Consider the following 21,235-nt stretch of genomic DNA (forward strand, 5'->3'; position numbering starts at 1 on the left):
TTTTGTCTCTCTGGAATGGTCTGCAATTGTTGTGGTGCAGGGAATTACAGGAATATTAAACACCCTCTCTTACAGAAAGTAACTGTTTTACCATATCCTCCAGCTCTTTTACCCGTTTTTCAAGGTCCGGCAAATTTCTAAAAATTGCCTGACTTTTTAGTGAACTTTTGTAGTCAAAAGCAGGAGATCCCATCAGGGCGGTATTAGGCTCGGTAATGGATTTGGAAAGACCACTCTGTGCGTTGATCTTGGTGCCATCAGCAAGTTGGATGTGGCCTACAAGACCTACCTGACCACCGATCACGCAGTTCTTTCCAATCTTGGTACTGCCGGAAATGCCGGTCTGTGCCGCGATCACTGTATTAGTATCGATATCCACGTTGTGGGCGATCTGGATCAGGTTATCCAGTTTCACACCCTGGCGGATGATAGTTGATCCCATTGTAGCCCTGTCGATGGTGGTATTTGCACCGATCTCAACGTCATCATGAATTACCACGTTGCCGATCTGAGGTACTTTTTTGTACTTACCATCAGGCTGAGGCGCAAAACCGAAGCCATCGCCACCCAGTACGCAGTTAGCATGCAGGATTACCCGCTTGCCCAGCTCACAGTTCTCATATACTTTCACACCCGGGAAGATCACGGTGTCATCACCTACTACGACATTATCTCCCAGGTATACACCCGGATAGATCTTCACATTATTGCCCAATACGACATTTTCACCCAGGTAAGCAAATGCTCCGATAAAGACGTTGCTACCTGTTTTTACAGATGCAGGTACAAAAGATGGTTGTTGAATACCAGTTTTGTTGCCTACCAGCTGTTTATATTGCTCCAATAACTGGGCGAATGCGCTGTAAGCATCTTTCACCCTGATCAGGGTTGATTTTACAGGCCGTTCAGTAACCAGGCTCTCGTTCACAATGAGTATGGAAGCATTGGTCGTATAGATGAATTCTTCGTATTTGGGATTGGCGATGAAACTGAGCATCCCTTCACCCGCCTCTTCGATTTTGGCGATGTTATTCACTTTTACGTCCGGGTTGCCTTCCAGCTTACCATCCAACATGGTAGCCAATTGTAATGCGCTAAACTGCATAGTTAATAATTAATATAGTTATCCAGGCGGTACCAGTTTTATGATTTAATTGACAGCCATCTAGTTATACATTACCTACAATCTATCATTCATAATCCTGTGTTGCTTAGATTTTTGGATGACAAATGTAGAATTTTTTTACGGGTATAGCCAGTGTATGACTAACCAATGCATTATCGATTGACGAAATATCCTTTACCGTACCGTCCTTAAAAAGGATGTTAATCCTTTCATTATTAATGTTGTACGCGCTCAGGCTAGCTGTTCCTGTGAAGACAAAGTAATCAAGATCATGGCTAGAAATGCCGTATCTTTCTTGTACCTGTGTTTTCAATAAAGTTATGGCCGAGGTATCAAAAGCCTCATTACTGAGCAGGCATTTAAATAAATTCCTGTTTGTCAACCATTTACATAACAAGGAAAGGACTGGGTCGCTATGGTTCGCCCATACCTTGATCGCGCTTAAAATATCAAAATCATCCAGTAGGCAGAACTGCTGGAGACAAGCTGGCTCCTGTTCGAAGTTGGCCGCAGTAATTGTATGGTACAGGAAATATGCTAACGCCGGTGAGGCATACAGCGATACTCCCTTAAGTGCCAGTTCCTTAGCTCGCTTCAGTATTTTGACCAGCATATTCTCTGCGCTCAGCACCGTCTTGTGCAGGTATACCTGCCAATACATCAATCGACGGGCCACAATGAACTTTTCAATAGAATAAATCCCCTTTTCTTCCACCATCAGCTCATTCCGTTGCACAGTCAGCATCTTTATAATACGGTCATAACCAATTACTCCCTCAGATACTCCCGTATAAAAGCTGTCGCGATTCAGGTAATCCATCCTGTCCACATCCAGCTGGCTCGACACCAGCTGATGGAGAAACGTTTTATGATAACGCCCGTTGAAGATTTCTATTGTCAGGCTCAGGGCACCATTCAGCTCCTTATTCAATTCCTCCATCAGCCACTGGCTGATCTTTTCATGGGAAACCCCTTCAATGATCCCGTTTTCCAGGGCATGAGAATAAGGTCCGTGACCTATATCATGCAGCAAAATAGCCATCCTAGCGGCAATTTCCTCTTCGTCCGTAATTTCTACCCCTTTTCCTTTTAACTCACTCAAGGCACAACTCATCAGGTGATAAGCCCCTATGCTGTGATGAAAACGGGTATGCATTGCACCCGGATAAACCATATGTGCCAGCGCCATCTGATGAATACGGCGCAGACGCTGGTAATAAGGGTGGGAAATTATGGCAAAGATCAACGGATGATCTATCGTGATGAAGCCATACACCGGATCATTTACAATTTTTCTCTTGCGTTCTGCCATTTTTACCATTACCCTTTAGCTTAGGCAAAGCTACGTTAAGGAATTATTATCTTTAACTTTTTCTAATGTATAAGACGCAACCCGAACCTCCTTCCCCTATATCTTCAACGATTTTCCTATTTTTATTGCAAAAATTGATAATATTTGAACAACTATCACCCAATCGACTGTTATTTAACAATTTATTGTGCCAATATCGCACTTAGGGAACATTTTTTGACAGTAGAGAGTGGTATCTTGGTCAAATAGGTGCCGACTGAAACCAAATTTTATCTCACTCCTAACTATTACTTGCATGAGTCAAATAAATATACTCTGGGTAGATGACGAAATAGAATCACTGAAATCGCAAATCATGTTCCTGGAAAATAAGGGATACAAAGTGTCTGCCCTTACCAACGGTTATGATGCCCTGGAATTCCTGAAGGAACAGGTGGTAGATGTAGTGCTGCTCGATGAGTCTATGCCAGGTATTACCGGACTCGAAACCCTCGCAAGGATCAAGGAGATAGATCAGCAGATTCCTGTGGTCATGATCACCAAAAATGAGGCAGAAAATGTAATGGACGAAGCCATCGGCTCCCAGATCACTGACTACCTCATTAAACCTGTAAACCCAAACCAGGTACTCCTTTCTCTGAAAAAAATCATTGATAATAAGCGACTTGTAGCCGAAAAGACCACCATTGCCTACCAGCAGGACTTCCGCACCCTGTTCATGGCGCTGAACTCGGGCCCTGACTACAACGAGTGGATGGACCTCTATAAGAAGCTGGTTTACTGGGAAATGGAAATGGCCAAGACCAATAATCCTGAGATGATGGAGGTCTTAAATACCCAAAAAGCCGAAGCCAATACGGAATTTGCCAAGTTCATCTCCCGCAACTATGCCAGCTGGGTAAGCCCCAAGGCCAAAGACGCCCCCGTGATGTCGCATTCCGTATTCAAAGAGAAAGTAGTACCCCAGCTTGACAGCGAAGTGTCTAACTTCTTCATAATCATAGATAACCTGCGCCTGGACCAGTGGAAGGCCATTCTGCCTATCTTCCTGGATTCTTTCAGGCTGGTGACTGAAGATACTTTTTACAGTATACTCCCTACTTCTACTCAATATAGCCGCAATGCCATCTTTGCAGGCTTGCTGCCGGTAGATATTGAAAGTCGTTTTCCTCAGCAATGGAAAAACGATGACGAAGAAGGAGGGAAGAACCTGTACGAAGAAGAATTCTTTGCCGATCAGCTGAAGCGCCTGAAAATGGATCCCCGCTTCTCCTATACCAAAGTAACTACCCATAACGACGGCCAGCACCTGGTGAATAACATTCATAACCTGCTTGCCTATCCGCTGAATGTAATTGTGTACAACTTTGTGGATATGCTCAGTCATGCACGTACAGAAATGGAAGTGCTGAAAGAACTGGCGGGCGATGAAACCTCCTACCGGTCTATTACAGCCAGCTGGTTTGAACATTCTCCGCTGCACCAGGCACTGCGCAAGGTGGCTGACAAAAAGATCAACCTGATCATCGCGACTGACCATGGCAATGTGAGAGTGAAAACACCGGTGAAAGTGATTGGTGATAAACAGACCACTACCAACCTGCGTTATAAACATGGCCGCAACCTGAATTATGACGCCAAAGAAGTACTGGCCTTCAGAGATCCGCGCGAAGCCGGCTTGCCCAAGCCGAATGTAAACTCCTCCTACATCTTTGCAAAAGAAGATGGCTACCTCTGCTATCCTAATAACTACAACTACTTTGTGAACTTCTACCGCAATACCTTTCAGCATGGTGGTATTTCGCTCGAAGAGGTGATCGTACCTGTAGCAAGGTTGGTGAGTAAATAATCTTATTTTTGTGCCATGAACTTCAAAGTGACACCCAATAACCTGACCCGCCTTGAAAAAATCTTTGGAGAGGCTAAGTATGAGTTACGTTTTGAAAAAGGAACGTTTAACTCAGGCTATTGTGTACTCGAACATAAAAAGGTCGTGGTAGTTAATAAATTCCTGAACCTGGAAGGGCGGATCAATACGCTGCTGGATATTCTGGGCGCTATGGAACTTGATGAAAGTGTGCTGACTCCTGAATCCCTGAAACTATACAAGCAGATCTTGGAAAACAGGAATTCCGCTGATGCGGCCGACGAAGAACCCAAAACTCCTTCACCAGAACAACCATCAGAGAATTGAAAGTAACTTTCTTAGGAACAGGCACCTCCCAGGGCGTACCCGTTATAGCTTGTGGCTGCCGGGTATGTACTTCTACCGATAAGCATGATAAACGCCTGCGCAGCAGCATCCTTATTACTGATACCCCTGCCGGCAATATCGTAATCGATACTACCCCCGACTTCCGCTACCAGATGCTGAGAGCAGAGGTAAAACACCTGGAAGCCGTATTGGTAACCCACTCTCACAAAGATCATATAGCCGGTATGGACGACATCCGTGCTTTCAATTATTTTCAGCAGAGAGCGATCGATATTTATGCAACTCCATTTACGCAGGAAGGTATCATGCGTGAATTCGCCTATGCATTTGCAGAGCATAAATATCCGGGTATTCCGGAACTGAACCTCCGCACTATTGGTAGTGAACCATTTGATGTTAATGGAATGACATTCATCCCTATCAATGTCATGCATCACAAGATGCCGGTATTGGGTTTCCGCTTTGGAGATTTTACATACATCACCGATGCTAACTTCATTGCGCCGGAAGAAAAAGAAAAGATCCTTGGCTCCCGGATATTGGTGGTAAATGCCCTGCGCAAAGAGAAACATATATCTCACTTCACCCTGGAAGAGGCAATTGCCCTCGGCCAGGAATTAAAAATACCCCAGGTATACTTCACGCATATCAGTCACCAGATGGGATTACATGCAGAAGTATCACAAGAGCTTCCAGCCGGTATGGCATTAGCATACGACGGATTAGAAATAACTCTCTAAAACCGGCCGCAGGCCAGACCAAACAATTAAAAAACGCTATCACCTATGGTGATAGCGTTTTTTAATTATATTACAATAACAAGTTTGTTAACCTATGAAACCATTCCTGCATTTCACCGCGCTTGAAAGACGAGGCATTATTGCTTTGATCATACTCACCACTATAAGTACCTATACCCCCACAATGATCGCCCACTACTTCCCGTTAAAAACCGACAAGGATACTTTATTCCAAAAAGATATGGCCGCTTTTCAGGCCGATCTGAAAAAAGCCCCGCCTCCGCCTAAAAAACATATTACCTTTTACCGCCCCCGGCAATCAGTAATCACCATCGACATTAACAGGGCTGATTCAGCAGCCTGGGAGTCATTGAAAGGAATAGGACCTGTGCTGGCTGCACGAATTACCCGCTTTAGAGATAAACTGGGCGGTTTTTATGCCATCTCCCAGATCAGGGAGACTTACGGCCTGCCAGACAGCACATTTAACAAAATTCAACCTTACCTGCGATTGAATGCAGTTTCACTAAAAAAACTGGACCTCAACAGCGCAGATGAGCAAACTTTGGCCCAACATCCGTACATAAGGTATAAACTGGCGCGCTTAATTGTACTGTATCGCAATAACAACGGGCCTTTTAGCCGGCCAACTGACCTTCTTGGCATACCATTGGTGGATGACAGTATTTATCGTAAAATTGAACATTACATCAAAACAGAAAAACCCCCGATATGAACTTCGAACCTACAGAAATGCAGCAGCAGATCACGAAAGTGATCAGGGATTTTGGCAAGTCGCACATTCAACCAAACGTTATGGAATGGGATGAAACCCAAACCTTCCCGGCCCCTCTTTTTAAACAACTCGGCGAATTAGGCTTAATGGGGGTATTAGTACCACATGAGTACGGAGGTAGTGGCCTTGGTTACCTTGAGTACGTCACCGTAATCAGCGAAATCAGTCGCTTCTGTGGTGCTATTGGCCTCAGTGTAGCCGCGCACAACTCCCTATGTACCGGTCATATTTTACAATTCGGATCTGAAGCACAAAAGCAACGTTATCTCCCAAAACTGGCCAGCGGCGAATGGCTGGGCGCATGGGGCCTCACAGAACCCAATACCGGCTCCGATGCCATGAACATGAAGTGTGTGGCAAAGAAGGAAGGCGATGAATGGGTACTGAATGGCACCAAATGCTGGATCACCCATGGAAGAAGCGGGGATGTGGCAGTAGTAATTGCCCGTACCGGTGATGTGAGGGATAGTCATGGTATGACGGCTTTTATTGTGGAACGGGGTACGCCCGGTTTTAGCGGTGGAAAAAAAGAAAACAAACTGGGCATGCGTGCCTCAGAAACTGCTGAAATGATCTTTGATAACTGTCGGATACCGGCCGCCAATATGCTGGGCAATGAAGGGGATGGATTTATCCAGTCTATGAAAGTGCTGGATGGTGGGCGTATTTCCATTGCCGCGCTTTCCCTGGGGATTGCCAAAGGCGCTTACGAAGCCGCTTTGCAATACGCACAGGAACGTCATCAATTCGATAAACCCATAGCCAGCTTCCAGGGCATCTCTTTCAAGTTAGCAGATATGGCTACAGAGATCATGGCAGCAGAGTTGCTGACGATGCAGGCCGCCGCAGGTAAGAGCAAAGGTCAGAAAGTGACCCAGCATGCCGCAATGGCTAAATACTATGCGTCGGAAGTAGCCGTGAAAACAGCGAACGAAGCGGTACAGGTGTTTGGTGGCTATGGATATACGAAAGATTTCCCGGTAGAGAAATTCTACAGAGATGCGAAATTATGCACAATAGGAGAGGGCACTTCCGAAATACAGAAGCTCGTCATTGCCCGTGAGGCCCTGAAATAATAACTCATCAAAGCTGGCCCCAGGCCCGCATCCCGCCGATGATTGCAGCTACTACAGGTGATTGCAATCATCGGCACTCTTTTTTTATAACCTATTTACTATCTTCAAAGGCTATAAACTACTATGTCATGACCTTTGAAGAACACTTACATCAAATGTTCCCGACAGCAGATGCCATCCCGGCAAACTTCCTGCTACCGGAAGAGATTCACCAGCGTGAATACCTCTCCGGCGGTGAAATGAGACCCTGGAACGGCGATGTCCACACCGTTCTTTCCCCGGTTGCTGTCCAGACTCCAGAAGGCCTCAAAAGAAAAGTAATCGGCTCCTATCCGCTCTGCGGACAAGCTGAAGCCCTCGCTGCGCTTGATGCAGCCGTACTTGCGTACAACGATGGCCGTGGAGAATGGCCTACCATGCCTGTCTCCGAAAGAATTGCCTGCATGGATAAGTTCACAGGCAAAATGATAGCTAAGAAAGACGAGATTGTAAAACTGATCATGTGGGAAATCGGGAAATCCTATACAGATTCTGTAAAGGAATTTGACCGTACCATCGAGTACATCAATGCCACTATCGATGCATTGAAAGACCTTGACCGCAATTCCAGCCGTTTTGAAATCGAACAGGGCATTATCGGGCAGATCCGCCGCTCACCATTAGGTGTTGTATTGTGTATGGGGCCATTCAACTACCCGCTGAATGAAACCTTTACTACCCTGATCCCCGCGCTCATTATGGGTAATACCATGCTGTTCAAACCACCAAAGCATGGTACCTTATTGCACTATCCGCTGCTGGAAGCTTTTGCAAGCTGTTTCCCCAAAGGCGTAGTTAACACGATTTATGGCCGTGGAAACGTGATCATTGCCCCACTCATGGAATCCGGCAAGATCAACGTACTCACCCTGATCGGTAGCAGCAAGGTAGCGAATCAGCTGAAAAAGATGCACCCCAAGGTAAACCGCCTGCGTGCTATTCTTGGACTGGATGCAAAGAATGCGGCTATTATCACAGAAAAGGCCGATTTAGACCTCGCTGTAAAAGAATGTGTATTGGGCTCACTGTCCTTCAATGGGCAGCGCTGTACGGCTATAAAGATCATTTATGTGCATAAAAAGGTAGCCGATGCGTTCATTGAAAAATTCAGCGCTGCAGTTGGCAAACTTAAAATCGGTATGCCATGGGAGAAGGATGTTTTCCTCACACCACTGCCAGAGCCACAAAAGCCGGCTTACCTGCAGGAATGTATAGCTGATGCACTTGCAAATGGTGCAAAGGTGATGAATGAAAACGGAGGTACTGCATTCGAATCTTTTGTATATCCGGCAGTGTTATACCCGGTGAATGATAAAATGAAACTGTACAGGGAGGAACAATTCGGACCTGTCATCCCGGTCCTTCCATTTGACGATATCGAAACACCGATCGATTACCTGATCCAGTCAGATCACGGGCAGCAGGTAAGTCTGTTCAGCAATGATCCGAACGAACTGGCTTCGCTGATAGATCCGCTGGTCAACCAGGTAAGCAGGGTAAATCTGAACTGCCAGTGTCAGCGTGGCCCTGATATTTTCCCATTCACAGGTAGAAAGGATTCTGCAGAGGGTACGTTAAGTGTTCCTGATGCTTTGCGTGCATTCTCTATTCGTACAATGGTGGCTACAAAACAGACGGAAGAGAACAAAAATCTCCTGAATGAGATCGTAAGTGAGCAGAGTTCAAACTTTTTGTCAACAAAATATATCTTTTAAACAAGATGCTATCACTGCTTGTTTGTGAGTTAGATTCCTATTTGTAAGGTTATTAACTATATGATAAAAACTTAATGTATTGATGCTGTCTAAACTTTTTGATAAAAAAGTGAGTATAAACTAAATAGGGTCTGCTGATATAGTAATAAAACATTGTTAATCAATATGATGTGGCTTGTTTTTTGCTGTAGAAGTGTTTGTATATTGAAAGATTCATCTTCAAAATCATGCAGCAATGATACGTTACACTCCTGCAAAACAGTTAACCTTAGAAGGATTTTCAACTCCTTTTTCGCAGCAATTATCCACTACAAACCGATGGGTTATACTAGCTGCAAAGATTCCGTGGGACAAACTGGCGGACGTGTATTATAAAAAAATGCGGGCAGATTTCGGTGCTCCAACATTGAGTGCCCGGATGGTAATAGGTGCAGTGATCATCAAACATATACTTAACATAGATGATCGGGAGGTAGTAGAGCAGATCACGGAAAATATATATCTGCAATATTTTGTAGGCTTAAGCAGTTTTCAACAGGAGGCTCCCTTTGATGCATCATTGATGGTCAGTATTAGAAAAAGATTAGGCATAGATGTGATGTCCAGATTGAATGAGATTATTTTGCAGGAAGCCGGACTAATCAAAGCGAATGAAGAGAAAACAGCGGATACCCGCAGTGAGGATGATCAGGATGGGAATGGTGGAAAGAGTAATAACAATGTCTTGAATGAGCATACAGAGAGCGTAAAAGGAAAGTCATCTGATGGGCTATCAGGAACAGTCATGTTAGATGCGACAGTGTCAGAGCAACAGATCGAATATCCAACAGATATCAAATTATTAAATGAGGGTCGCCGTCAATTGGAAAGGATGATAGAGCGGGGATGTCAGGTAGCAGAACTGGTGATGCCGCGCATGTATCGGAGAATAGCGAGGAAGCAATATTTGAACATTGCCAAAAAAAAGAACAAAAGCAAACGAGATATACGCAGAGGTATCCGACAGCAATTACAATATGTTAAACGAGATTTAAAGTACATCAACTGGCTGATAGAATCAGAAGCTAATTTCAAGGGGGTGCTGAAAATGAAAGACTGGAGGTTAATACGGGTGATCCAGGAAATGTATCGTCAGCAGGCAGAGATGTATAAGAATAGAGAGCATAAAATATCGGATCGGATTGTAAGTATCTATCAACCGCATGTACGTCCAATACCGAGAGGTAAAGACCGTGTATCAACTGAGTTTGGCAGCAAACAACTGGTGATGTTGAAAGATGGCTACACCCATATAGAAAAACTGAGCTGGGATAATTACAATGAAGGTTCATTGTTGACCGAAAGCCTTGAAACATATAAACGCTTGTTTGGGTGCTATCCAGAGCGTGTATTGGGAGATCAGTTGTTCGGCACACGTGAAAACAGACGATTCATGAGTGGAAAAGGGATCCGTTATGTGGGCAAGCCATTGGGTCGGCCCTCATCAAATAGTAAGGAGCAAAAGCGATTATTGCAAAAGGAGATGCCGGAACGAAATGCGATCGAAGGGAAGTTTGGACAGGGGAAAAATGCATATGGACTGGGCAAAATCAAGGCCCGCCTCAAGGATACAGCTGAGAGTTGGGTGATGTCTATATACTTTGTTATGAATCTGCTTAAACTGGCAGCAGGTTCTTTGTTGTCAGTACTGCAGATCTATTACTGGCTGGTAAAGGAGGGCTATTTGACCACAATGGGGAATAGATCCGATACACAATTTATATCCCGGTATCTGAGACATTAAGAAGGGTAAATCGATTCGGTGTAAAAATGAAAAATAACAGATCGGGAACTTATTCAGCAGACCCTAAATAAGGTGCTGGATTTTTGAATTAAGAACGTTAAATTTGGGTTAATTCATCACTCTTTACCAATTTATCAACCTCCTACAAAAAGAAAAGACAATCGAAACAACTTTTACGCAACCAAAGGAAAAAGGCATCCTCTCTGAGGATGCCTTTTTTATTGTGCCAATGTCATGTGCTTAGTGTTCCAGGAAGTCGTTTTCTTTTTCTTCTTTACCAGCAGCTTCGGCTTTCTTTTCAATGTCGTTAAACCATTTTTCAACAGTACCTGCCAGGAATACGGGCACCTTACCACCTACATACTCTTTCAGTATCTCAAAGGTCTTAATAGCCTGTTCATTGGTAAGACCGGCTCTTTCTTTCAGTTCTTTTAAGAGGTCCATATTAATTATTTGAATTAAAGATAACAAAAAAGGCGAACGATCATCGTCCGCCCTTTTTAAAAAATATCAATTAAAACTTAGGCAACTTTCAGCTGCACCAGTGTTGATTTATCCAGTTTTTCTTCTGCATAAGCTCTTGTCAGCACAAAAGAACTTTCATTGGAAGAAGGCAGGTTGAACATCGCATCGCTCAGTACTACTTCGCAGATAGAACGAAGACCACGTGCACCTAATTTGTACTCCATCGCCTTTTCTACGATATAATCTACTGCATCATCTTCTATTGTCAGATCAATACCTTCTACCTTGAACAGTTTCTTGTATTGTTTTATCAGGGCATTCTTAGGCTCTGTCAGGATCGCTTTCAGCGCTTCATTATCCAGAGAGTTCAGGTAAGTTACCACTGGCAGACGACCGAGCAATTCAGGAATCAGACCGAATGCTTTTAAGTCCTGTGAGTTGATGTAACGGAGTATATGTTTCTTGTTCTCTTCTTCTCTTTCTTTGTTCACTGTGAAACCTATAGAATGCGTCTGTACTCTGCGGCTGATGATCTTATCAACTCCGTCGAACGCACCACCGCAAATAAACAGGATATTCTGGGTATTCACTTTGATCAGTTTCTGCTCAGGGTGCTTACGACCACCTTGTGGGGGTACTAAAGCTTCGGTACCTTCCAGCAGTTTCAGCAGCCCTTGCTGCACACCTTCACCACTCACATCGCGGGTGATGGAAGGGTTATCGCTCTTACGGGCAATTTTATCGATCTCGTCAATATATACGATACCTCTTTCAGCAGCTTCTACATCGTAGTTACATACCTGCAGCAGGCGTGTAAGAATGCTTTCCACATCTTCACCTACGTAGCCGGCTTCAGTAAACACTGTAGCATCTACGATCGTGAACGGAACATTCAGCAGGCGGGCAATAGATTTAGCCAGCAGGGTTTTACCCGTACCGGTTTCACCTACCATGATGATATTGGATTTCTCGATTTCCACATCGTCGTCACCAACCTGTTGATTCAGTCTCTTGTAGTGGTTATAAACAGCTACTGCCAGTATTTTTTTTGCATCATCCTGTCCGATCACATACTCATCCAGGAATTTTTTGATCTCCTGGGGCTTAGCCACTTTCGGAACGAAGTGGGAAGGGGCTTTTTTACCCTGCTGTTGAAACAATTCCTGTTCTATGATCTCTTGCGCGTTGGCCACACAGTTCTCACAAATATGGCCATCTGCACCAGCTATCAATATCTGCACTTCATCCTTCGAACGATTACAGAATGAACAACGTATTTTGGACTCTTTCATAGCTTACAAAGGTACAAATTAAAGGGGGAAAGGGTATCATTTAAAAAGAAAAGCAAAAGTTAAAAAGAAAAACCGGTTGGGATGACACGGTTTCTCTTTCTAAATTTTGCTTCTTATAGAAATTAAAACTAATTACTGAGGTGTAGTACCGTCGATCACTTGTTGTTTTCTAGGGTTCCTGGTGAGTACGTCATCGATGATACCGTATTCTTTTGCTTCATCGGCAGTCATCCAGTAGTCACGATCAGAATCCTTTTCAACTTTCTTTACAGGCTGACCACAATGTCCGGCAATGATTTCGTTCAGCTCTTTTTTCAGCTTTACGAACTCGCGTGCAGTGATTTCGATATCAGAGGTCTGTCCTTCTGCACCGCCATGAGGCTGGTGAATCATTACACGGGCGTGCTTCAGCGCAGTACGTTTGCCTTTGGTACCAGCCACCAGCAGTACAGCGCCAAAAGAAGCTGCCATACCTGTACAGATTGTCGCTACATCTGGAGCGATGATCTGCATGGTGTCATAGATACCTAAACCAGCATATACGCTACCGCCGGGGCTGTTGATATACATCTGTATATCGCGGGTACGGTCAGTAGACTCAAGGAACAGCAACTGTGCTGTGATAATATTAGCTACATAGTCATTAACCGGATCGCCCATGAAGATGATGCGGTCCATCATCAAACGGGAAAACACGTCCATAATCGCCATGTTCATCGGGCGTTCCTCGATGATATTGGGAGTTAAGGCATTAATCTGATGACGGGTATAGCTATCTACTACCAGGCTACTGATCCCTCTATGCTGGACAGCATATTTCCTGAATTCGTTATTAATGTTCATGATGGTGATGTTTATTAGGTAATTTAGCAAATTCTTCGGCGCTTACTTCCTCTTCCTTCACAGTTACCTTTTGTTCTGCCCAATCAAACAGTTTTTGAGTCACCATCTCACGATAAGTCTGATCTACGAATTTTTCATCCTGCAGCAGGCGCTCCAGGTAGCTATCCAGCCATTCTGCACCATCTGCAGCAGCTGCACCACCAAAATAGCCCATTACTTTCTGTTTGGCGCTTTCCTTCAGTTCATCAAAGGATACGTCCAGTTTATTTTCGCGGATCAGTTTGTCGCTGATCAAAGTCCAGCGCAACTGATGATCAAATCCAGGATATTCTTTTTCGGCTTCTTCAGCAGTCTTTGGCTTTTCGCCACCCTGCTGCAGCCAGCGTTTCAGAAAATCTTTGGGCAGTTCAATAGGCGTTTCGTGTACCAGCACCTCGAACAGTTCGTTGTGCAGGTGGTTACGACTCTCGGAATCCCAGTACTTTTCTATTTCAGATTTCAGTTTCTCACGGAAGGCTTCTTCAGTGGTCACTTCATCTTTAGGGAATACTTCTTTGAAGAATTCTTCATTCAGTTCCCTTTTTACAATTACTTCTACTTTCTCAATAGTCAGTTTGAAGTAACGTTGTGCATCTGCATCGTTATGACCATGGAAACCCAGGTCATGCAGAATGTCATGCAAAGCAGCTGCTTCAAATGAAGTAGCCAGGAAGAATACGATGCTATCGCCCTTTCCTTTACCCTTCAGTTGTTCCTGAATAGGAGCAGAGAACTGCTTTAACTTAATGGCATTGTCTTTCTGAATACCACCTTCCAGTACATTACCTGCCTCATCGCTCTCTTCGAACTTAACAGTCAGGAAATCATTCTCGGAAGATACTTTTTCAGTTTCTTCATTCTTACCGCCTTTTTCGAGCAGGTTGTCAACTTCTTTGTCCAGCATTTCGCTGGTCACCTTAATCTTGTAACGGCTCAGGGTAGTTTTACCTTCCTGCAGCGGAGTAACCTCAAAAGCAGGTTTCAGGCCAATTTCAAAATCGAAGTTATATTCGGTAGGATTGTTATGATCAAAATTTTTGGCTTCTTTCTCCAGCGACAGCGGTTGAGCGAAGATCTCAACTTTCTCATTCTGCAGGTAGCCTGTGAGTTCCTTTTCTACAGTTTTCAGAACTTCATCCGCGAAAATGGCCTGACCGTGCATTTTTTTCACCATTCCTGCTGGCACCATTCCTTTACGGAAGCCTGGTATATTGGCGGTTTTGCTGAGCTGCTTTACTGCTTTGTCATAATTGGGAAGATAATCTTCCTGGCTCACTTTCACAGTGATCTTATCATTCAATAAACCGATGTTTTCTCTGGTAACGGTTGCCATAATTAATTTTAATAAATGTTCTTGTATGAAGCAATAATAATTCCTGAATTGAAAGTTCTGCCATGAAGTCACGAAGGCACGAAGGAATGGCAGCTATGTGGGAGTTACTTAGTGACTTAGTGCCTTAATGGCAATATTTTTTATAAGCTGTATGCCGAAATGTATAAAAAAAGTGCGGGTGGAGGGACTCGAACCCCCATGCCGTGAAGCACCAGATCCTAAGTCTGGCGTGTCTACCAATTTCACCACACCCGCATACACTAAACGTGTTAAGAACTACTTCCCCCTGCCTTGACATGCTGGGGAAAGGACGGCAAAGGTATTGTTTTTTATGAATTTAAAAAAAATGTCTGCACTTAAATAAATGCCTTTTTGTCTGTCGCCGGCCTGAACATATAAAATAAAGCCACATTTACCAGTACAATCACCGTACAGCCCGCACATACCACCGGCCACTGCCCATGGTTCCAGAGCCATAAACCCATAGCCGAACCCCCTGCACCACCTATAAAAGTAGTCGTCATATACACCGTATTAAAACGATTCCTGGCCTCCGGTTTCAATGAATATATAATTGTCTGGTTAGTCACCATGATTGATTGATGACCTACATCCAGCAAAACAATACCGACCAGTAATAAAATAATACCACTGCCGGTAAAATAGAAAGTTCCGAAACTCAGCAATTCCAGCACCAGCCCTATAATGATGTTCTTTCCCGGATCCCTGCCATCACTCAGTTTACCTACCAGCGGCGCCGCCAATGCCCCAGCTGCCCCCGCTATGCCAAACATACCTATCTGCGCCGAAGTATACTTAAAAGGAGCATCGGAAAGGAATAATACCATCGTCACCCAGAAAGCACTTAACACCGCAAATGACAGGGCATTCATGATCGATGCCTCCCGCAGCCGGGGATGAGTACGGGCATAATGTGCCACCGTACGCATCAGCTCTCCGTAATTACTCTTCAGCGTCGGCTGACTGTCCGGAAACCTGAAATACATCAATACCATCAGCACTGCACAGATCCCTGCCGCGATATAATACATCTCCCGCCAGCCAGACAAAGCCCCCACCATACCACTTACAGAGCGGGATGCCAGGATGCCTACCAGCAATCCACCCATGATAGCACCTATTATACTACCCCGTTTGTGATCCGGAGCCAGGTGCGCCGCCAGGGGTAATATTAACTGCGGCACCACAGAGGATATACCAATCAGCAAACTCGCCGCCTGCAAAACAAAGAAGTTCTGCGCGGTAGCCGCGAGCAATAATGAGCCAATCGCCACCAGGGTGGTGACCAGGATCTGTTTCTTACGTTCAAGGATATCTCCCAGGGGCACCAGGAGTAATAAACCCAATGCATACCCGATCTGGGTGAGGTAAGTGACGCGCCCGGCAGCGCTTTCTTTTAGCCCCCATTCTTTGGAGATCAAAACGATCAGGGGTTGGCAATAATATATATTAGCGACGATCAATCCGGTGCAGGCCGCCATAAACGCGGTATCTGCTTTTCCAAGGTGCTTTTGTTTCATGACGGCCGCAAAATTAGTTATACTGATTCAACACTCAATTGCCTCATCATTCAAATAGACAAGAATTACCTGTAATTATTCAATAATCCTACCGCCCCAGTAGCGAGGAACTGAGCGCCATATGCAATGGCTCCTTCGTTGAAGATCACCTTAGGATGATGGAGGTAATACCCTCCACCCGCAGGATCCTGGGCGCCCAGCAGGTAAAACATAGCAGGCACCTTCCGGGAATAATGAGCAAAATCTTCTCCTGCCAGCAGGGGAACTACCTGTTTACTATTGCCCACACCAAATACGGTGTCCAGGCTTTGTACCAGTTTATCATGTACTGTACTGTCATTCAGCACGCTGGGCAGATTATAGTAAAGGTCAAATTTGATCTTCGCATCAAAGGCGCCCATCAGGCCATCAATGATCTTATTAAGCCTGCTGATGATGTCATTGTAGGTATCCAGGTCCAGTGAGCGGATAGTACCTTCCAGCACCACCCTGTCAGCAATTACATTGGGTGCGACCCCGCCATTGATTTTAGTAAATGACAGCACGGCGGTTTCTGTAGGAGCGGTATGCCTTGCCACGATCATTTGTGCGGACGTTACAAGCTGAGCAGCCACGGCTACTGCATCTACCCCCAACTGTGGTGCAGCACCTGCATGTGCGGCTTTGCCCAGTACTTCGATCGTAAAGAAACCGGTACATGCCAGTGCCGGACCGGTTGCATAAGTGATCTGACCCACCGGCAATGATGGATCTACATGCAGTCCGAGCGCTGCCTGTACATCGTCCAGGTATCCTTCTTCCACCAGCCTGTGTGCACCTGTTTTGCCTTCCGGATCGCCATTAGGTCCTTCTTCCGAAGGTTGGAAGAGGAACTTGACAGTGCCCTGAAAGTCTGTATTTTTTAAAAGTGCAGCAGCACCTATCAGCATAGTCGTATGCAGGTCATGACCACAGGAATGCATTTTGCCGGCCGTGGTGGAGGCAAAGGCCAGGCCTGTTTCTTCCTGCATAGGCAGGGCATCCATATCAGCACGGATAGCTACAACAGGTCCATCACCCTTACGCAGGGTGCCAATAACCCCTGTACCACGGGCTGCCCCTGTAGTATAAGGTATGCCAAGCTTGTCAAGCTCCTGCTTTACCAGGTGAGATGTTTTTTCTTCCTGGTAACCCAGTTCAGGGTTGGCATGAATCTGTCTTCTGATCTGTATAAGTCTGGCTGATAATTGCTCGTCCATTTATTCCACTTTTCTTGAGATCCTCTCAAGATAAGCGGTTTTTACGATATTCTCTTGGAGAGCAGCGATACCGTTTCCTGAACACCGCTGTGAAGTAGTTCGCCCCTCTGTAGCCGGTGTTATAACTAATTTCCTTGATGCTAAGTGTAGTTTGTGATAGAAGTGTTGCTGCCTTTTTCATGCGCAGGTGTTCGATATACCCTCTGGGGCTGACCCCTAATAGCTCTTTGAAAGCCCTCTCAAAAGTGTTGATGTGCATATCTGCTTTCCCGCTCAGATCTGCAATGCTCAGATGTTGATGATAGTGATGCTGAATGTACAGGCATACCTGTTTCAGTTTGCCGGCCTGCTCTCCGTTCTGCAGGTATTTCGGTGTCAGGGCATTGAAATAAAGCGTGAGTAGCTCTTCCAGTTTTTCTTCTACATAGGCCACTTTTTCTTCCTCTTTCAATGGGCTGTGTCGTAGTTCGTCCAGCACTTTCAGATCGGGTGCCTCCATCCTGATAGCGGGTAGTGTCGTACCTCTGCGCGCCTGTTTTTGCTGTTGCTGATAGATGTCGTCAAAAGATGGATGCCGGGAAATAAACCTGCTGAAAAAGGAAGGAGAAAAAGAAATACAGATCACCTCATAATTGCCGGAACGCAGATCGGCTGTATTCTGAGAATGCGATGGAATGTAGTAGATACCGAACTCTTTTTCAATCAGCATTATTTTACCCTGTCCCTGCAAACGACAGGAGATATTACCTTTCAGAATGCAATACATAGCCAGCATGGGAGAGGAGGTAGAAGGCCGCAGACGTACTTTTTCCCGGATAAAACATTGCTGCCAGCTGATCAGCCAGTCCTGCCCCTTGATCTCCTGGGTAATGTAACTGCCAAAAGGGGCCTCGATATACGTAGTAGCGGAAGTAGGCGACAGCAGGTATTGCTTGAATTGTTCCGGCAAATGAGTTGAAATGCGTACGAGTGGCTGCATTTTTTCAGGGATCCCGAAGTGCAGCCCAGGGGGATATTGGTTGGACATCATGCATAGTATTTAACGTGTGATTGTGAGAAGATATCATGGGTTAGTATCAGCAAATTAATGGATATCACTGCGGCCGCATTGCATATCAATCGTCCTGTTATCCAATAGCATTGCCGGGCGGATCATTTAACACAAGGGTAATATCCTTATCTTAGCTTTATACCAAATCAAACCCCCAATTATTATGACTACACAAGAGATCGCCCAGCAACTGGTGGCGTATTGCGCTAAAGGAGAATTTGAGAAAGCACAAACCGAATTGTATGCAGCGGATGCAGTCAGCATTGAACCTTATGCAACCCCCGATTTTGCAAAGGAAACCAAAGGCCTGCCTGAGTTACAGAGAAAGATCAAAGCTTTTTTGGATGGATTGGATGCGGTGCATAGTATCAAAGTGTCCGAACCATTAGTAGTAGCAAATGCTATCTCCTTTACTATCGACATGGATGTGGATATGAAAGGACAGGGAAGAATGAATATGGCAGAAATATGTGTATATGAAGTGAGGGATGGAAAGGTTATTTCCGAACAGTTTTTCTTTTAAATTTTTTTCAGGCAGACTGCAAGCCCTACACCCGAACCAATCGCTTTTATACCGCAGGTATAAAAGCGATTGGTTCGGGCTTTTTCTTTTGTTAACTTGGCATCCTACCGTCTAAATCGCATTTGCTTATGAAACGAATTTGCCTCCTGGTAAGCCTCTTTGTTATTGCATCGCCTATGATGGCACAGCAAACACAAAAGCCACCCTTACATGGAAAACACTGGATGGCTGTTACAGGTAAACCCCTGGCTGCTACCGCGGGTGCTATGACCTTTCAGAAAGGAGGAAATGCCGTAGATGCCGCCTGTGCTATGCTGGCTGCTACCTGCACCATGTGGGATGTACTCAGTTGGGGTGGAGAAACACAAGCCCTCATTTACAATCCTACAACAAAAAAAGTCATTGCCATCAATTCGCTGGGCGTAGCGCCAACAGGTGCCACGCCTGCATTCTTCAAAGACAAGGGCTATAACTTCCCGCCTGAATATGGCCCACTGGCCGCTGTTACACCAGGTACGCCGGGAGGACTCTGCCTCATGCTGGCTAACTATGGTAAACTCAGTCTGAAGGAAGTACTGGCACCAGCTATGGAAATGGCGGCGGGGTACCCAATAGAAGCACAAACAGCCAACAGCATCGAACGCGCAAAGGAGAGGATCAAAGGATGGCCATACAGCAAAGCCGTTTTCCTTACACATCCCGGTGAAAAAAGAGAAGCCCCTGATGCAGGTGAGATCTTTGTACAGAAAGATTTACTGGCTACACTTACCAGGATGGTAGAAGCAGAACAGGAAGCACTGCGTAATCATAAAAGTCGTAAAGAAGCGATCATGGCAGCGTATGATCGTTTTTACAAAGGTGATATCGCAAAAGAATTTGTAAGAGGATGCCAGGAGCAGGGAGGCCTGATCACACTGAATGACCTGGCTAAATGGAAGCCTGTAGAAGAAGAACCATTACATGTCAGTTACCGTGGTATCGAGGTATATAAATTACAGGCATGGACACAAGGACCTGCCATGCTGCAAAGCCTGAATATCCTGGAAAACTTCGACCTGAAAAGTATGGGCTACAATTCTTCCCAATACATCAACACCGTATACCAGACCATGAGTCTTGCCTTTGCAGATCGTGATTTCTACTATGGGGATCCCGCTTTTTCGCCCGGCTTACCCATAAATGGTCTGCTGAGCAAGGAGTATGCAAAGGAGCGTGCAAAACTAATTAATCCTGCCCAAAATGAGCCTAAATCAGGTCCGGGTGATCCTTATGCTTACGAGGGCAAAAAGAATCCGTTCACAGCTCTTTTAAAGATGCACAATGCATTGTCTGATACTTCTGTCGATCTGAATAAAAGTTTCCTGCCAAAACACGATGCTGCGGCTATCCTGAACACGCCTGCTACTGACCAGATGATGGCAATGAATGATAGTGCCTATATGGATAGATTATGGAGAGGTACCACCAGCGTGGAAGCTGCTGATGAAGAAGGCTGGGTGGTATCTGTAACCCCGAGCGGTGGCTGGACCCCGGCCTGCATAGCAGGGCATACAGGAGTAGGCATGAGCCAGCGGATGCAATCATTTGTATTGGATTCTGCGGTTTGTCCTTTCAATGTGGTGGCTCCCGGTAAGCGCCCCCGTGTTACCCTCACACCCAGTATGGCGCTGAAAGACGGGAAGCCGTTTTTATCATTCGCAGTACAGGGAGGCGATACCCAGGATCAGAACCTCTTACAGTTCTTCCTCGATATAGTCGAATTCGGGATGACGGTGCAGCAGGCCACTGAAGCGGCAAACATCAACACGAATCAACTCTGGCTTTCCCTCGGCGGTACCCAGGCCAAAGATCGCGTACCACACCCGGGAGAGATTTTACTGAACAAAAATACCCCTGATAGTGTGCGTACAACCCTGATCAAAATGGGTTACAAACCGACTTACGGAGAGCGTACAAGTGGCCCTGTAAACGCTATTTTCCTGGACAGGGATCACGGTAGCCTTTGGGGTGGTAGCAGCAACCATGGAGAGGATTATGGCATTGGCTGGTAAATTTCCAGTCATGCCGGCAATTGCAAAAATAAAGTTGGCAAATTCCAGAAAAATTTT

Annotated in this window: 18 protein-coding genes and 1 tRNA gene; 9 read left to right on the forward strand and 10 right to left on the reverse strand. The window is 45.3% G+C overall.

What is annotated here, in order from left to right; all coding sequences use genetic code 11:
* Nucleotides 1–55: 55 nt before the first annotated feature.
* A complete protein-coding gene (gene lpxD / locus U0033_RS24030; RefSeq protein WP_072363988.1) occupies nt 56–1,105 on the reverse strand; it encodes a UDP-3-O-(3-hydroxymyristoyl)glucosamine N-acyltransferase in 1,050 nt (349 codons plus the stop codon).
* A 106-nt stretch (nt 1,106–1,211) separates the two neighbouring features.
* Nucleotides 1,212–2,438, reverse strand: coding sequence for an HD domain-containing protein (locus tag U0033_RS24035; protein ID WP_072364104.1), 1,227 nt, complete (start codon nt 2,436–2,438; stop codon nt 1,212–1,214).
* A gap of 295 nt (nt 2,439–2,733) precedes the next feature.
* On the opposite strand from U0033_RS24035, the gene porX reads away from it, so the two are divergent.
* From porX to U0033_RS24070, 7 genes are all read left to right on the forward strand, one after another.
* Entirely contained in the window at nt 2,734–4,287 is a 1,554-nt protein-coding gene (porX, locus tag U0033_RS24040) for a T9SS response regulator signal transducer PorX (RefSeq protein WP_072363987.1), read from the forward strand.
* Between the two features lie 15 nt (nt 4,288–4,302).
* Entirely contained in the window at nt 4,303–4,632 is a 330-nt protein-coding gene (locus tag U0033_RS24045) for a hypothetical protein (RefSeq protein ID WP_072363986.1), read from the forward strand.
* The gene (locus U0033_RS24050; RefSeq protein WP_072363985.1) at nt 4,629–5,393 is read left to right on the forward strand and encodes an MBL fold metallo-hydrolase; all 765 of its coding nucleotides are present in this window, start codon (nt 4,629–4,631) and stop codon (nt 5,391–5,393) included. The genes U0033_RS24045 and U0033_RS24050 overlap by 4 nt, the downstream gene beginning before the upstream one ends.
* A 94-nt stretch (nt 5,394–5,487) precedes the next feature.
* Nucleotides 5,488–6,129 carry a ComEA family DNA-binding protein gene (locus U0033_RS24055; protein WP_072363984.1) on the forward strand — a complete coding sequence of 214 codons (642 nt, stop codon included), beginning with the start codon at nt 5,488–5,490 and terminating at the stop codon, nt 6,127–6,129.
* On the forward strand, nt 6,126–7,265 hold the full coding sequence (locus U0033_RS24060) for an acyl-CoA dehydrogenase family protein (RefSeq protein WP_072363982.1): 1,140 nt from the start codon (nt 6,126–6,128) through the stop codon (nt 7,263–7,265). Before U0033_RS24055 ends, U0033_RS24060 begins: the two co-directional genes overlap by 4 nt.
* A 128-nt stretch (nt 7,266–7,393) precedes the next feature.
* A complete protein-coding gene (locus U0033_RS24065) occupies nt 7,394–9,019 on the forward strand; it encodes an NADP-dependent glyceraldehyde-3-phosphate dehydrogenase (protein ID WP_072363980.1) in 1,626 nt (541 codons plus the stop codon).
* A 235-nt stretch (nt 9,020–9,254) separates the two neighbouring features.
* Nucleotides 9,255–10,802, forward strand: a complete 1,548-nt coding sequence (locus U0033_RS24070) for an IS5 family transposase (RefSeq protein ID WP_322518427.1) — start codon at nt 9,255–9,257, stop codon at nt 10,800–10,802.
* Between the two features lie 240 nt (nt 10,803–11,042).
* On the opposite strand, the gene U0033_RS24075 is transcribed toward U0033_RS24070, so the two are convergent.
* The 8 genes from U0033_RS24075 to U0033_RS24110 form a co-directional block, all read right to left on the reverse strand.
* A complete protein-coding gene (locus U0033_RS24075; protein WP_072363978.1) occupies nt 11,043–11,246 on the reverse strand; it encodes a hypothetical protein in 204 nt (67 codons plus the stop codon).
* Nucleotides 11,247–11,323: 77 nt separating this feature from the next.
* Complete coding sequence (gene clpX, locus U0033_RS24080; protein WP_072363976.1) at nt 11,324–12,559, reverse strand: ATP-dependent Clp protease ATP-binding subunit ClpX; 1,236 nt, start codon at nt 12,557–12,559, stop codon at nt 11,324–11,326.
* 132 nt (nt 12,560–12,691) lie between these two features.
* Nucleotides 12,692–13,402, reverse strand: a complete 711-nt coding sequence (gene clpP, locus U0033_RS24085) for an ATP-dependent Clp endopeptidase proteolytic subunit ClpP (RefSeq protein ID WP_072363975.1) — start codon at nt 13,400–13,402, stop codon at nt 12,692–12,694.
* A complete protein-coding gene (gene tig / locus U0033_RS24090; protein ID WP_072363973.1) occupies nt 13,392–14,774 on the reverse strand; it encodes a trigger factor in 1,383 nt (460 codons plus the stop codon). The genes clpP and tig overlap by 11 nt, the downstream gene beginning before the upstream one ends.
* Nucleotides 14,775–14,947: 173 nt before the next feature.
* A tRNA-Leu gene (locus tag U0033_RS24095) sits at nt 14,948–15,029 on the reverse strand.
* A gap of 101 nt (nt 15,030–15,130) precedes the next feature.
* Nucleotides 15,131–16,315, reverse strand: a complete 1,185-nt coding sequence (locus U0033_RS24100) for an MFS transporter (protein ID WP_218164082.1) — start codon at nt 16,313–16,315, stop codon at nt 15,131–15,133.
* Nucleotides 16,316–16,380: 65 nt separating this feature from the next.
* Nucleotides 16,381–17,553, reverse strand: a complete 1,173-nt coding sequence (locus U0033_RS24105; RefSeq protein WP_072363971.1) for a M20 metallopeptidase family protein — start codon at nt 17,551–17,553, stop codon at nt 16,381–16,383.
* A gap of 25 nt (nt 17,554–17,578) precedes the next feature.
* The gene (locus U0033_RS24110; RefSeq protein ID WP_083571732.1) at nt 17,579–18,583 is read right to left on the reverse strand and encodes a helix-turn-helix domain-containing protein; all 1,005 of its coding nucleotides are present in this window, start codon (nt 18,581–18,583) and stop codon (nt 17,579–17,581) included.
* A gap of 184 nt (nt 18,584–18,767) precedes the next feature.
* On the opposite strand from U0033_RS24110, the gene U0033_RS24115 reads away from it, so the two are divergent.
* Both U0033_RS24115 and U0033_RS24120 read left to right on the forward strand, forming a co-directional pair.
* Nucleotides 18,768–19,127, forward strand: a complete 360-nt coding sequence (locus tag U0033_RS24115) for a SnoaL-like domain-containing protein (protein WP_072363968.1) — start codon at nt 18,768–18,770, stop codon at nt 19,125–19,127.
* 128 nt (nt 19,128–19,255) lie between these two features.
* Entirely contained in the window at nt 19,256–21,178 is a 1,923-nt protein-coding gene (locus tag U0033_RS24120) for a gamma-glutamyltransferase family protein (protein WP_072363966.1), read from the forward strand.
* Nucleotides 21,179–21,235: the final 57 nt, after the last annotated feature.

Origin of the sequence: Chitinophaga sancti, from assembly GCF_034424315.1 — a bacterium.
Taxonomy (GTDB): Bacteria; Bacteroidota; Bacteroidia; order Chitinophagales; family Chitinophagaceae; genus Chitinophaga; species Chitinophaga sancti.